Here is a 13,570-nt window from a genome sequence, read left to right as displayed (position 1 = left end):
GCAGAAGTGAACCAAGCGGCGGCAGCAGATTCAGCAGTCCCGCGGCAAACGCAAGCGGCAGCACGCGCAGGAAAATGACCCGGGTCAGCCCGCAACGGCTGCCGTCACTGCGCACGATGCGAATCTTGAGCCAGCGCTTGGCCACGGATTGGCCGGTCTGGTGCAACCAGACGAAATTGATCACGGTGAGCGCGATCAGGGCGATGGCCGCGATACCGCCGACGATCAGGCCCGCAGTACTCGGCTCGCCACTGACACCAGCGCGGCCGCCAAGTGTGGAGAGAGCACCCGATGCTCCAAGGAAACCAAAGACCATGATCATGGCGAGGACGCCGAACAACATGCCGTCGATGATCACCGCACCCAAGCGGGTGCCGCGGTCGGCGAGCACGAACTCCTGGTCATCGACGATATCCGATACGCGCGCAGTCGGCGCGGCATAGGGATTGACGGGCGGCAGCGGCGGCGGTTGTTGCGTCATGCAAGTTCTCCCCCAGGTCCGGTCGGCACTTTAACCTGTCCTGCCGGGAGCGGACAATCGTCGCAAAGGCCCTGTGCCGGCAACCTCTCAGCGTCGCGCCCTGCTCCGTGCGATCGCGACGAGCAGTGCGGCGATCGCGGCAAACGCGATCAGGATCGCCAGCGCATTGACGACCACTCGCCCCACGCCCAGCGTCGGCACGTCGATGAACGGATACGGATAAAACCCGTCGAGCGCGCCGCGCGCCATCGCGTAGGCGAAATACGCAACCGGATACCCGGCCCAGCGAATGATTTCCGCGTAGCGCAACGGCTGCGTCGACGCGGCCAGCCACCACCAGCCGAGGAACAGCAGCGGATCAATGTCGTGCAGCAGCACGTCAGCGAGCAGTTGCAGGCCCTGCGGATTCCAGGTGTTGCGCAACAGCAGGTTGTAGGCGATGCCGACGAGAACGATGCTCGCGGCGATGCCGGTCACGATGCCGGGCGAAACCAGGGCGCTCGCGGATCGGCGCAACGCCGCCGCAGCCAACGCCGCTGCGGCGAGCAGGTTGGTCAGGATCGTGAAAAAGGAGAAATACGTCCAGACGCCGTGCCACGTACCACGCCCGTTCGTGTGCGCAAGTTCGATCGAAAGCCAGAGCTGCAGCAGCAGCGCAGCCCACGCAACCGCCGCCGCGATGCGCGCATACCAGAGCTTGGCGTCGTTGCGAGGAAACGTCGGCATGGCGGGATTCTACGCGACGCCGGCCGCGATAGCCGCCGATGCGTTCACGCCGCGGTGCGTTGCCGCTCCGCCAGCCGGGCGACGGCCGCCGCGGCCAGTTCGTTGAGTCCCTCGCCCTTGTTCTCTGCGAAATACGCGAGCATCTTCTTGCGCATGCGCGGTTCCCAGAAACGCGTGATGTGACTGACCATGCCAGCGATCGCGATCTCGCGGTCCGGTTCGGAGCGGAAATAGTCGGCGATGTCGTTGGCCATCTTGACCAGTTGCGCCACGGGATCGTGGTGATAGTGCTCCGTATCGCTCATGCCTTGCGCTCCCAGCGGAATTTGCGTTCGTGTTCGGCGATCGGCAGGTCGTTGATGCTGGCGTAGCGCCGCTGCATCAGGCCGTTCGGCGCGAACTCCCACATCTCGTTGCCGTAGGCGCGATACCACTGCCCCGCATCGTCGTGGAATTCGTATTCGAAACGCACGCCGATGCGATTATCGGTGAACGCCCACAATTCCTTGCGCAGGCGGTAGTCGAGTTCGCGCTGCCACTTGCGCGTGAGGAATTCGACGATCGCGGCGCGACCGGAAAAGAACTCGCTGCGGTTGCGCCATTCCGAATCCGGTGTGTAGGCAAGCGAGACGCGTTCGGGATCGCGCGAGTTCCACGCGTCTTCGGCCGCCTGCACTTTCCTGCGTGCGGAGTCTTCGTCAAACGGCGGCAACGGCGGGCGGCTTTCCACGTCGGACTCCTGCAGTTGTTGATGTGTCGGCGATGAAGCGTTCGCCATGCGCGTAGACGACGCAGCCGTCGGCGCGCGCGAAACCGATCAGGCTGAGGTTCGTTTCCTTGGCCAGCGCGATCGCGAGCGCGGTCGGCGCCGAAACCGCGGCGAGAAAGCCGATGCCGACCGTCGCCGCCTTCATCACGAGCTCGTAGCTCGCGCGGCTGGTGACGATGAGAAAGCCCGAGCGCGGATCGATGCCGGCACGCTGCATCGCACCGATGAGCTTGTCGAGCGCGTTGTGGCGGCCGACGTCCTCGCGCAGCAGCACGATGTGCCCGTCGAGATCGGCCCAGGCCGCGGCGTGCGCGGCGCCGGTCGCGACAGTGACGACCTGTAACGCCTGCATCTCGGCCAGCGCGCGCTGCAATGCCGTCTCGCTCACGTCGGGCGCGGCGGCCACCGCGGGCGGATGGCGCACGGCCGCGTCGAGGGTCTGCGCACCGCAGAGTCCGCAGCCGGTGCGACCGGTCAGTTCGCGCACGCGGTCTTCGAGCTTGGCCGCCTTCTCCTCGGCAATCGCGATGCGCAGTTCGATGCCGGCCAGCGCCTCGACGACTTCGACTTCGCCGAACTGCGCGGCGTCGTCGATGATCGCCTCGCTCAGGCTGAAGCCGAGCGCGAAGTCCTCGAGATCGGATGGCGTCGCCATCATCACCGCATGCGGGCGATCGTTGTAGACGAAGGCGATCGGCATCTCCTCAGCGACTGCGTCGCGCACGCGTGCGACGCCGCCGTCGCGATGGCGCTCGACCTCGCGCGCGACGGCGCCGCGCGGCAGTGCGGCCGGATCCGGAATTTTGGGCACCATAGCCATTCAGTGCATCACTTTGCCGCCACCGCTTCCTGCAAGAGTTCCTGCTGCTTCTCGCTGAAGGCGCGATAGCGTTCCTGCCAGTCCGACGGCTGGTTCACGCGCGTGATCTGCACCGCGGTGACCTTGTACTCGGGGCAGTTCGTCGCCCAGTCGGAGTTGTCGGTCGTGATCACGTTCGCCCCCGAGAACGGGAAATGGAATGTCGTGTAGACCACGCCAGGCTGCATGCGCTCGCTGATCGTCGCACGCAACACGGTCTGGCCGGCGCGGCTCTCGATGCCGACCCAGTCGCCCTCGGCAATGCCGCGATCCTCGGCGTCCTGCGGATGCAGTTCGAGGCGATCCTCGCTGTGCCACATGCTGTTCGGCGTGCGCCGCGTCTGTGCGCCGACGTTGTACTGGCTGAGGATGCGGCCCGTGGTCAGGATCAACGGATATTTCGCATTGACCTTTTCCGCGGTCGGCACGTATTCGGTCAGCATGAAGCGGCCTTTGCCGCGCACGAATTCGTGCACGTGCATCGTCGGCGTGCCAAGTGGCGCCTGTTCGTTGCACGGCCACTGGATGCTGCCGAGTTCGTCGATCTTCTTGAAGCTGACGCCGTGGAACGTCGGCGTCAGGCGCGCGATTTCGTCCATGATCTCGGACGGGTGCGCGTAGTTCATGGCATAACCCATCGCGTTCGACAGCAACTGGGTGATTTCCCAGTCGGCATAGCCGTTCTTCGGCCGCATGACCTGGCGCACGAGCGAGATGCGGCGCTCGGCATTCGTGAACGTGCCGTCCTTCTCGAGGAAGGTCGAGCCGGGCAGAAACACGTGCGCGAATTTCGCCGTCTCGTTGAGGAACAGATCCTGCACGATGACGCATTCCATAGCCGTGAGCGACGCGGTCACGTGCTGTGTGTTCGGGTCGGACTGGGCGATGTCCTCGCCTTCGATGTACAAGCCCTTGAACTCGCCGTCGAGCGCTGCCTCGAACATGTTCGGGATGCGCAGGCCCGGCTCGTCGTGCAGATGCACGCCCCAGCTCTTCTCGAACAGCGTGCGCGTCGCGTCGTCGCTGACGTGGCGGTAACCAGGGAACTCATGCGGGAACGAACCCATGTCGCACGAGCCCTGCACGTTGTTCTGGCCGCGCAACGGGTTGACGCCAACGCCTTCGCGGCCGATGTTGCCGGTCGCCATCGCGAGGTTGGCGATACCCATGACCGTGGTCGATCCCTGCGAGTGCTCGGTCACGCCGAGGCCGTAGTAGATCGCGCCGTTGCCGGCCTTCGCGTACAGGCGCGCTGCGCCGCGCACGAGCGCGGCTGGCACGCCGGTGATGCTTTCCGTCGCCTCGGGCGATTGACGCGACTCGCTGACGAAGGTACGCCACTTCTCGAACGCATCGATTTCGCAGCGCGCGCGCACGAAGGTCTCGTCGATCAGGCCTTCGGTCGCGATGACGTGCGCGAGCGCGGTCACCAGCGCGACGTTGGTGCCGGGTTTGAGCTTCAGGTGATAGTCGGCCTGGATGTGCGGCGAGCGCACCACGTCAATCTGGCGCGGATCGGCGACGATGAGCTTCGCACCCTGGCGCAGGCGCCGCTTCATCTGCGATGCAAATACCGGATGGCCGTCGGTCGGATTTGCACCGATGACCACGATGACATCGGCCTGCATGACCGAGTCGAAATCCTGCGTGCCGGCCGATTCGCCGAGCGTCTGCTTCAGGCCGTAGCCGGTCGGTGAGTGGCAGACGCGCGCGCAGGTGTCGACGTTGTTGTTGCCGAAACCGGCGCGCACGAGTTTCTGCACGAGATAGGTTTCCTCATTCGTGCAGCGCGATGAAGTGATGCCGCCGATCGCATCGCGGCCGTACTTCGCCTGGATGCGTTTGAACTCGGACGCGGCGTGGTTGATCGCCTCCTCCCACGACACCTCGCGCCACGGATCGGAAATCTTCGCGCGGATCATCGGCTTGAGAATGCGATCCTTGTGCGTCGCATAACCGATCGCGAAGCGGCCCTTGACGCAGGAGTGGCCGTGGTTCGCGCGACCGTCTTTGTTCGGCACCATGCGCACGACCTCCTCGCCGCGCATCTCGGCACGGAACGAGCAGCCGACGCCGCAGTAGGCACAGGTCGTGGTCACGCTGTGTTCGGCCTGGCCCTTGGCAATCAGCGACTTTTCGCTCAGCGTTGCGGTCGGGCAGGCCTGCACGCAGGCACCACAGGAGACACATTCGGAATCCATGAAGTCGACGTTCTGGCTCGCAGCAACCTTGGAATCGAAGCCGCGCCCCTGGATGGTCAGCGCGAGCGTGCCCTGCTGTTCGTCGCAGGCGCGCACGCAGCGCGAGCAGACGATGCACTTGGACGGATCGAAGGTGAAGTACGGATTCGATTCATCCTTCGCTGCGAACAATGGATTCGCAACTCCGTCCTTTTTCTTGTAGACGTGATTCGCGCCCTCTTCGTAACCGTAACGCACCTCGCGCAGACCGACCGCGCCGGCCATGTCCTGCAGTTCGCAATGGCCGTTCGCCGGGCACGTCAGGCAGTCGAGCGGATGGTCGGAGATGTACAGTTCCATGACACCGCGACGGATGTCGGCGAGCTTCGCGTTCTGCGTCGTCACCTTCATGCCCGCGGCAACTGGCGTCGTGCACGAGGCCGGATAGCCGCGCATGCCATCGATCTGCACGAGGCAGAGCCGGCACGAGCCGAACGCATCGAGCAGTTCGGTCGCGCAGAGCTTGGGAATCTGGATGCCCGCCTCGCTCGCCGCGCGCAGTACCGAGGTGCCTGCCGGCACGCTGACTTCACGCCCGTCGATCGTCAGCGTCACCTGTTGCGTGGCCTTGGACTTGGGCGTACCGAAATCGAGTTCGACGATGGATAGCATGATTTCCTCCAAGCTTCCGTAATTCCAGCGAAGCCGGAATGGCGAGCAAAATTATCAAACAAAATCTTCCGCAAAATGTTTCAACGCGCTGACCACCGGATCGGGCGTCAACCCGCCGAGCGCGCACAATGAACCGAACCGCATCGTGTTGCACAGGTCGTCGAGCGTCGCGAGATTCTTGTCACGCTCGATGTTCGCGCGGATGCGATCGATCAACTCCACGCCGCGCGTCGAGCCGATCCGGCACGGCGTGCACTTGCCGCAGGATTCCGCCGCGCAGAATTCCATCGCGTAGCGCGCCTGCTCAAGCATGTCGACGGTGTCGTCGAAGGCGACGATGCCGCCGTGGCCAAGCATCGCGCCGACCGCGGCGAAGGCTTCGTAGTCGAGCACGGTGTCGAATTGCGATTCGGGCATATAGGCTCCGAGTGGACCGCCGACCTGCACCGCGCGGATCGGGCGGCCGCTCAACGAGCCACCGCCGTAGTCGTAAAGCAATTCGCGCAAGGTCACGCCGAATGCTTTTTCGACCAGTCCGGTGCGCTTGAGGTTCCCGGCAAGCTGGATCGGCAGCGTGCCGCGTGAGCGGCCGACACCGTAGTCGCGATAGAACTCGGCGCCCTTCTCCAGAATGATCGGCACCGAGGCGAACGAGATCACGTTGTTGATCACGGTCGGCTTGCCGAACAGGCCCTTGATCGCCGGCAGCGGCGGCTTGAAGCGCACCTGGCCGCGCTTGCCTTCGAGGCTGTCGAGCAAGGATGTTTCCTCGCCGCAGATGTAGGCGCCGGCACCGAGGCGCACTTCGAGATCGAAGCTCACCTCGCTGCCGCGGATGTTCTTGCCGAGCCAGCCGGCGGCATAGGCATTCGCGATCGCCGCGTTCAGCGCACGATACGCATGCGGGTATTCGCTGCGCAGATAGATGTAGCCCTGCGTCGCCCCGACAGCAACGCCGGCAATCGCCATGCCTTCGACGAGGCACAACGGATCGCCTTCCATGAGCATGCGGTCGGAGAACGTGCCCGAGTCGCCTTCGTCGGCGTTGCAGACGATGTATTTCTGCTCGGCCTGGACGCCGAGCACGGCAGACGCGCCGTTCGGCGCGTCCAATACAGTCCGCCACTTGATGCCGGTCGGAAACGCGGCACCGCCGCGGCCGCGCAGACCCGAATCGGTGACCGCCTTGACGATGTCGGCGCCGGCCATCGGCAGCGCGTTGCGCAAGCCGGCGTAGCCGCCGTGCGCAACGTAGTCGTCTACGCTGAGCGGATCGGTGATGCCGACGCGCGCGAAACAGAGGCGGTTCTGGCTCTTGAACCAGGGCTGATCCTCGACCGCGCCGATGCGCAGCGCATGTGTGCCGCCGTGGAGAAAGTCCGCGTCGAACAGCGCGGCCACATCGCCCGCTTTGACCGGGCCATATGCGATGCGGCCATTCGACGTTGCCACTTCAACCAGCGGCTCGAGCCAGAACATGCCGCGCGAACCGTTGCGCACGAGCTCGATTTCGACGCCGCGCTTCTTCGCCTCGTCGACAATCGCGCGCGCGGTCGCCTCGGCACCCAACGCCAATGCGGTCGCGTCGCGCGGCACGAATATCTTCACCGCACTCATGTGGCCACCCTCGCCGTCTTCACCAACTCGTCGAACACGGCCGGTGTCACGCGCGCATGCAACTCGTCGTCGCCGATCAGCAGCGACGGCCCGCAGCCGCAGTTGCCGAGGCAGTACACCGGTTCGAGCGTGATCGCGCCGTCGCCCGTCGTTTCGTGGAAATCGATGCCAAGCATCTTCTTCGCATGCGCCTCGAGCGCGCGCGCGCCGAGCGCCTGACAGGCCTCGGCGCGGCAGATCTGCACGACCACGCGCCCGGGCGGCGCGCTGCGGAAGTGGTGGTAGAACGTGACCACGCCATGCACTTCCGCGCGCGTGAGGTTCAGCTCGCGCGCAATCAACGCGAGCGATTCCGGCGGCACGTAACCGAGCGCATCCTGCACGGCATGCAGGATCGGCAGCAGCGCACCGGGTCGGGTCCGGTTCGCCTCGATCGCGCGCTTCACCGCGTCGCGCATCGGCACCGGCATATCCGCGACACTGCGCTTCGCGCCGTCGACGACCACGTTGATTTTTGCTGGCTTCATAAGCTCGCCTTGCGATCAATATTGCATTCCGGGCCGCCGCCCTGCGGCCGTTGCGGCAACTTCATCTCAACTAGAAGAACAATACTGCGGCCTTCGACAACGCGATCCATACGCCGATCAGGAACGGAATCCCGATTCCCAGCCATGCAAGCACGCCACGAATGCCGAACTCGCCGCGCGCGGCCGTCTCGGCGCCGGCACTGACCGTGCTTTCGTGCGCAAGCGCCTTCTCCTTGGCCAGTTCCTCGTCAGTCATGAAGGCCGATTGGCGCACCGGGCGGATCAGAAGATTGGCGATCAACCCGCACAACAGAAGGCCGGCCATGATGTAGAGCGTGCGGTCATAGACGAGATCCTTCGGCACGCCGGCGCGCAGCTGGATTTCTCGCAGTTCCGCGATGACCACGGGGCCAACCAGACCCGCCGCCGACCACGCTGTCAGCAGGCGACCGTGGATCGCACCGACCATCTGCGTACCGAACAGGTCGGCGAGATACGCCGGAACGGTCGCAAAGCCGCCGCCATACATCGACAGGATGATGCAGACCGCCAGAACGAAAGGCGCAGCCAGACCCAGGTGACCGAACGTCGGCAGCGAGCAGTACAAGACGATGCCGAGCACGAAGAAGACGACGTAGGTCATCTTGCGGCCGATCTTGTCGGACAGCGACGCCCAGCCGAGGCGGCCGAGGCTGTTGAACATGCTGATGAGTCCGACCAGACCCGCTGCGGCCGCGACGATCGCCGCCTTCTGTTCGGCGCTGAGCGTGCCGCCACCGGTACCGCCGAGCAGCTTCGCGCCGAAGATGTCCTGGAACATCGGACTGGCCATCGAGAGCACGGCGATGCCCGCCGTCACGTTGAGGAACAGCACCGTCCACAGCAACCAGAACTGCGGCGTCTTCCACGCCATATTCAAATGCACGTGGCCGCGCGTGATCATCGCATGCGCCTTGTCGACCGGCGGAGGCGCCCAACCGGCGGGACGCCAGCCGCTCGGGATGACGCGGAAACCGAACGCGCCGATGCTCATGACGATGAAATAGATGACGCCCATCGTGATCAGCGTCGGCCCGACGCTGTGCGGACCGGACTCGGAGAAATGCTTCATCAGCCAGACGGCCAGAGGAGCGCCGATCATGGCGCCACCGCCATAACCCATGATCGCGAAGCCGGTCGCCATGCCACGCCGATCGGGAAACCATTTGATCAGCGTCGATACCGGGGTGATGTAGCCGAGTCCTTGGCCGACGCCGCCGAATATCGCGGCGAGATAGACGATCCAGAGCTGGTGAACGTAAACGCCGAGGCCGGCGACGAGCAGGCCGCCACCCCAGCACAGTGCGGCGTAAAAACCGGCCCGACGCGGGCCGACATGTTCGAGCCAGCCGCCCCAGATCGCGGCGGAGATGCCGAGCATGATGATGAAGACTTCGAAAATCTCCGTAACTTGCGGCACCGTCCAGTTGCACGTCGTCGTGGTCAGCGCAGAGAGAAATCCGAGATTCGCGCATGCCGCCGGATCCGCATCGGTAATCAGCTTGCTCATCGGCAGCCAGAACACCGAAAAACCGTAGGCCATGCCGATGCACAAATGTATGCACAACGCAGCCGGAATGATGAGCCAGCGGTTGTAGGTTTCGCTGGCTACGGTGTGTTCCTTGTCGAGCAGGTTGTAAGGACTGCTCGGAATTGCGTCTGTTGCGCTAGCCATTTCCCCTCCCGTTGCGCCACTTTAGTGGCTTGTCGATACGGATCAGGTCCGCGTTCGCCACGATTGGCACCTGTCACGTTTTTGCACCATAGCGGAGTGCCCTGGGGCAGAATATGCTTTGAAAAGCCTATTTGTTGTGCGGAGCAGCGTAGATGTTCAAAGTCACGATCAAGCCGCATTGGCAGGTGCAGGCGCCGAGCGGCGAGCCGGCGTTGTCGCGCCTGATCGAATTGCTCGTGAACATCCACGAGACCGGCAGCCTCGCCGGCGCCTGCGCACGCGCGCGACTCTCCTACCGTTACGCTTGGGGCATGCTGCGCGAGGGCGAAAAAACGCTTGGCGCCAGCCTCGTCAAAAGTCGTCGCGGCACCGGTGCGAGCCTGACCCCGCTCGGCGAAAAACTCGTCTGGGCCGACAGGCGCATCGCCGCGCGCCTGTCACCGCTGCTCGACAGCCTGTCGTCGGAGATCGAAGTCGAGTTCGAGCACGCGTTCGTGCCGAGTGAGCGCGTCCTGCGCGTCCATGCCACGCACGGCTTCGCGGTCGAATCGCTGCACCATTTCATGAATCGGCGCCAGATCGCCACCGACGTCAAATACCGCAGCAGCATGGACGTGCTCGCCTCGCTCGTGCGCGACAGTTGCGACCTGGCCGGGCTGCATGTGCCGATCGGCGAATTCGAAGCGCCGATGCTGCAACTGTATGCGCCATTGCTGAAATACGGCGACTTCGTCGTCATCGACCTGGTCTCGCGCCGCCAGGGCATCATGGTCGCGCGCGGCAATCCGAAGAACATCCATCGCATGCGCGACCTCACCCGCCGCGGCGTGCGCTTCGTCAACCGCCAGCACGATTCGGCCACGCGCGCGCTGCTCGACCTCGTGCTCGCCCGGGAGAAGATCGACGGCAGCGCGATCCACGGCTACGACAACGTCGAATTCACCCACGCCGCCGTTGCCGCGTTCATCGCAAGCAACATGGCCGATGCAGGCTTCGGCCTGGAGACGCCGGCGCAGCAATTCGGCCTCGACTACATCCCGATCCTGCACGAGCGCTACTTCTTCCTCTGTCCGCGCGCCGTCTACGAAACGCCGGTGCTGGACCGCGTGCTCGCGATCCTGCGCAGCAACGAATTCCGCAAGATCGCCAATGCCCTGCCCGGCTACAACGCCGAGCATTGTGGTCGCGTGCTCGACCTGCACGACGCGTTTCCGGCGCTGCGCATCGACGCGCAAGCGCATTCTCGGGAATAATCCGCGACGTTCGGCCAAGCCCACCGGGGACTCCTCGCATGCGCCTGCGTGATTGCCACAACTTCCACGACTTCCGCCGCATGGCGCAGCACAGGCTGCCCGGCCCGATCTTCAACTACATCGATGGCGCGGCCGAAGACGAAGTGACCTATCGGCGCAATACCGCGAGTTTCGAGCAGTGCGATCTGGTGCCGAACGTGCTGCGCGGCGTCGAGAACGTCGACCTCTCGGTAACCGTGATGGGGCAGAAACTCGCGCTGCCGGTGTACTGCTCGCCGACTGCGCTGCAGCGTTTGTTTCATCATCAGGGCGAGCGCGCGGTCGCGACAGCGACCGGCCGCTACGGCACGATGTTCGGCGTCTCCTCGCTCGGCACGGTGAGCCTGGAGGAAGCGCGCCAGCTTAGCGGCGGCGCGCCCGCTTGCTACCAGTTCTACTTCCACAAGGATCGCGGCCTCAACCGCGCGATGCTGGATCGCGCCAAGGCTGCCGGCATCGAGGTGATGATGCTGACCGTGGATTCGATTACCGGCGGCAACCGCGAGCGCGACAAGCGCACGGGCTTCTCGATTCCGTTCAAGCTCACCCTGGGCGGCATGCTCCAGTTCGCGCTCAAGCCCGCATGGGGCATCAACTACGTGACCCACGAAAGATTCAAGCTGCCGCAGCTCGACGAGCACGTCGACATGGGCGGCGGCGCGATGTCGATCAGCAAATACTTCACCGACTTGCTCGATCCGACGATGAACTGGGACGACGTGGCGCAGATGGCGAGCGAATGGGGCGGCCAGTTCTGCCTTAAAGGCATCATGTCGGTGGCCGACGCGAAGCGCGCGGCCGACATCGGCTGCACTGGCATCGTGCTGTCGAACCACGGCGGCCGCCAGCTCGACGGCTCACGCACGGCGTTCGACCAGCTCGCCGAGATCGTCGATGCGGTCGGCGACCGCCTCGACGTGATGATCGACGGCGGCGTGCAGCGCGGCACGCACGTGCTCAAGGCGCTGTCGCTCGGCGCCAAGGCGGTCGGCCTCGGCCGCTACTATCTTTTCCCGCTGGCCGCTGCAGGCCAGGCCGGCGTGGAACGCGCGCTCGAACTGATGCGCATCGAACTCGAACGCGACATGAAGCTGATGGGCTGCACTTCGATTGCGCAACTGAGCCGCGCGAACCTGCGCTTCCGCCCAGCCTGACCGACATTCGCGCGAGCGGCTACGACGCCTTTGCCGTCTCGCGCCAGCGGTTCGGCGTCGTGCCTTCCCAGTGATGGAAGGCGCGGGTGAAGGAATTGATCTCCTCGAAGCCGAGGAAGAAGGCGATTTCGCCGGCTTCGAGCTCGGTCGAAACGAGCAGGTGGCGTGCGGTCTGCTGGCGCACGAGATCGAGCTGCTGCTGGTAGCTCGTGCCCTCGTCGGCCAGGCGGCGCTGCAAGGTGCGCGGACTGATGTGCAGTTGCTTGGCGACCGATTCGACGCTCGGCCGCTCGCCGTGCATGCTGCGGCCGAGGATCGCGCCGACCTGCTCGGCGAGCGACTGCGCCCGGGCATAGTCGCGCAACGCCGCTTCGAGGCCAGGCAGCAGCAGGTCGATCAGATCCTCGTTGTGGGTCAGGAACGGCTCGTGCATCGTCGCGAGGTTCCAGACGAGCAGATCACGTGCCGCACCGAAGTGTACGGGGCAGCCGAAGTAGTCCGCGTACATCGTCGCGTGCGCATCCTCCGGCCGGCGCCGGGTGAATTCCACGCGGCGTGGCGTGATCGCGGCCTTGCCGGTACCGCGACGAACGAGGTTCAGCGCAGACGCGAACATCGCATCGGTCAGCGTAGACGGCGCGTGGTTCTCCGCCGCGGTCCAGCGATAGTGCGCGACCGCTTCGGCACCGCGATATTCGACCGTGATCTCCTCGGGGCAAACCAGGCGCTTGTAGCGCGCGATCTTTTCCATCGCTTCGTGGAAATTGGCCGAGTAAAGCGCGACGAGCAGGATCACTTCGGCATGTTCGGCGGACTTGTGCTCGCCCATGCGCAGGCCGAGCGCCGGATCGTCGCTCGCTTCGCCGATCGCCTGCCACAGCGCGAAAAACTGGCGTGTGCTGAAACGCGGCCGCGGCGAGCGATAGATCTCCGGTGCGATGCCGGCAAGCCGCAGCACGCGTGCCTCGTCGATGCCCAGCTCGCGCATGCGCAGGCGCGAAACCTTGGAAAGCGGAATCAGATCGGCGCCCATGATTGGTCCTATGCCGCCTCCGGTCGCGCGGGCAATCGCACCACGCGGGCAGACGGTTTCGTGCGCGACGCGTCCGCGGTCGCGCGCCCTATCGTCTCGGCCAGCATCGCTCCGGGTTCGACGATGTCGACGTCGACGCCGTCGCAGGCAGCTTCGCTGCCCAACGCTTCGAGATAACTCGTGAGCGCCGCTTGCGCAGCCCGCTCGGCGGCGTTGTCCGCATCGTTGTCGTGCGCGACGATCTGCACGAAGCGTCCGCCGCGCTGCTCGCGCAGGACCGGCAAGACCGCATGAGCCACAGCGGCGGAGCCGAAGAAATCCGTTTCGAACCGCGCGCGCAAATCCGCGTCGTTCATTTCCCCATTTGCTGCACTATTGGCTCGGACGGCGGGATTGACGACGACATCGATGCGGCCGAAGGCGGTCAATGCCTCGTCGACCGCGGCGTAGATGCTCGCTTCGTCAGTTACATCGAGTCCGACGATGCGCAGGCGTGCGCCGTGACACTTCGCCAGCGCGACAAGCCGGCCCGGATCGCGCGCGCCC

13 protein-coding genes are annotated in these 13,570 nt (G+C 64.9%); 2 read left to right on the top strand and 11 right to left on the bottom strand.

Going from position 1 to position 13,570, the window contains the following annotated elements:
- The 9 genes from VF497_RS03020 to VF497_RS02980 all read right to left on the bottom strand — a co-directional run.
- The coding region (locus VF497_RS03020) for an RDD family protein (protein WP_330886125.1) at window positions 1–481 on the bottom strand (481 nt) is incomplete at its 3' end.
- Between the two features lie 87 nt (window positions 482–568).
- On the bottom strand, window positions 569–1,207 hold the full coding sequence (locus VF497_RS03015; protein ID WP_330886123.1) for a Pr6Pr family membrane protein: 639 nt from the start codon (window positions 1,205–1,207) through the stop codon (window positions 569–571).
- Between the two features lie 44 nt (window positions 1,208–1,251).
- The gene (locus VF497_RS03010; protein WP_330886122.1) at window positions 1,252–1,512 is read right to left on the bottom strand and encodes a formate dehydrogenase subunit delta; all 261 of its coding nucleotides are present in this window, start codon (window positions 1,510–1,512) and stop codon (window positions 1,252–1,254) included.
- A complete protein-coding gene (locus VF497_RS03005) occupies window positions 1,509–1,937 on the bottom strand; it encodes a nuclear transport factor 2 family protein (RefSeq protein WP_343230772.1) in 429 nt (142 codons plus the stop codon). Before VF497_RS03005 ends, VF497_RS03010 begins: the two co-directional genes overlap by 4 nt.
- A complete protein-coding gene (gene fdhD / locus VF497_RS03000) occupies window positions 1,906–2,778 on the bottom strand; it encodes a formate dehydrogenase accessory sulfurtransferase FdhD (RefSeq protein ID WP_330886129.1) in 873 nt (290 codons plus the stop codon). Before fdhD ends, VF497_RS03005 begins: the two co-directional genes overlap by 32 nt.
- A gap of 26 nt (window positions 2,779–2,804) precedes the next feature.
- Complete coding sequence (gene fdhF / locus VF497_RS02995; RefSeq protein WP_330886118.1) at window positions 2,805–5,687, bottom strand: formate dehydrogenase subunit alpha; 2,883 nt, start codon at window positions 5,685–5,687, stop codon at window positions 2,805–2,807.
- Window positions 5,688–5,741: 54 nt separating this feature from the next.
- A complete protein-coding gene (locus VF497_RS02990) occupies window positions 5,742–7,304 on the bottom strand; it encodes a formate dehydrogenase beta subunit (RefSeq protein WP_330886116.1) in 1,563 nt (520 codons plus the stop codon).
- Entirely contained in the window at window positions 7,301–7,831 is a 531-nt protein-coding gene (locus tag VF497_RS02985) for a formate dehydrogenase subunit gamma (RefSeq protein ID WP_330886114.1), read from the bottom strand. Before VF497_RS02985 ends, VF497_RS02990 begins: the two co-directional genes overlap by 4 nt.
- Window positions 7,832–7,901: 70 nt before the next feature.
- Window positions 7,902–9,545, bottom strand: a complete 1,644-nt coding sequence (locus VF497_RS02980; RefSeq protein WP_330886112.1) for an OFA family MFS transporter — start codon at window positions 9,543–9,545, stop codon at window positions 7,902–7,904.
- A 152-nt stretch (window positions 9,546–9,697) separates the two neighbouring features.
- Between VF497_RS02980 and VF497_RS02975 the strand changes: the two genes are divergently transcribed.
- Both VF497_RS02975 and VF497_RS02970 read left to right on the top strand, forming a co-directional pair.
- On the top strand, window positions 9,698–10,798 hold the full coding sequence (locus VF497_RS02975) for a substrate-binding domain-containing protein (protein WP_330886110.1): 1,101 nt from the start codon (window positions 9,698–9,700) through the stop codon (window positions 10,796–10,798).
- 38 nt (window positions 10,799–10,836) lie between these two features.
- Entirely contained in the window at window positions 10,837–11,991 is a 1,155-nt protein-coding gene (locus tag VF497_RS02970) for an alpha-hydroxy acid oxidase (RefSeq protein WP_330886108.1), read from the top strand.
- A gap of 19 nt (window positions 11,992–12,010) precedes the next feature.
- Here the strand turns inward: VF497_RS02970 and VF497_RS02965 are convergent, their stop codons facing one another.
- Together VF497_RS02965 and VF497_RS02960 are read right to left on the bottom strand one after the other, a co-directional pair.
- Window positions 12,011–13,024: an AraC family transcriptional regulator gene (locus VF497_RS02965; RefSeq protein WP_330886106.1), complete on the bottom strand. Its 1,014-nt coding sequence runs from the start codon at window positions 13,022–13,024 to the stop codon at window positions 12,011–12,013.
- Window positions 13,025–13,032: 8 nt separating this feature from the next.
- Window positions 13,033–13,509, bottom strand: coding sequence for an SDR family NAD(P)-dependent oxidoreductase (locus VF497_RS02960; protein ID WP_330886127.1), 477 nt, complete (start codon window positions 13,507–13,509; stop codon window positions 13,033–13,035).
- Window positions 13,510–13,570: the final 61 nt, after the last annotated feature.

Source organism: Rudaea sp., assembly GCF_036383415.1.
In the GTDB taxonomy this organism is placed as follows: Bacteria; Pseudomonadota; Gammaproteobacteria; order Xanthomonadales; family Rhodanobacteraceae; genus Rudaea.
Note: the sequence above shows the minus strand (reverse complement) of the source record. Positions and strands in the feature narration are given on the sequence as shown.

Coding starts and splice junctions, on each gene's coding strand:
- VF497_RS03015 (WP_330886123.1), bottom strand. CDS start 1,207: ATGCCGACGTTTCCTCGCAACGACGCCAAGCTCTGGTATGCGCGCATC.
- VF497_RS03010 (WP_330886122.1), bottom strand. CDS start 1,512: ATGAGCGATACGGAGCACTATCACCACGATCCCGTGGCGCAACTGGTC.
- fdhF (WP_330886118.1), bottom strand. CDS start 5,687: ATGCTATCCATCGTCGAACTCGATTTCGGTACGCCCAAGTCCAAGGCC.
- VF497_RS02990 (WP_330886116.1), bottom strand. CDS start 7,304: ATGAGTGCGGTGAAGATATTCGTGCCGCGCGACGCGACCGCATTGGCG.
- VF497_RS02985 (WP_330886114.1), bottom strand. CDS start 7,831: ATGAAGCCAGCAAAAATCAACGTGGTCGTCGACGGCGCGAAGCGCAGT.
- VF497_RS02980 (WP_330886112.1), bottom strand. CDS start 9,545: ATGGCTAGCGCAACAGACGCAATTCCGAGCAGTCCTTACAACCTGCTC.
- VF497_RS02975 (WP_330886110.1), top strand. CDS start 9,698: ATGTTCAAAGTCACGATCAAGCCGCATTGGCAGGTGCAGGCGCCGAGC.
- VF497_RS02970 (WP_330886108.1), top strand. CDS start 10,837: ATGCGCCTGCGTGATTGCCACAACTTCCACGACTTCCGCCGCATGGCG.
- VF497_RS02965 (WP_330886106.1), bottom strand. CDS start 13,024: ATGGGCGCCGATCTGATTCCGCTTTCCAAGGTTTCGCGCCTGCGCATG.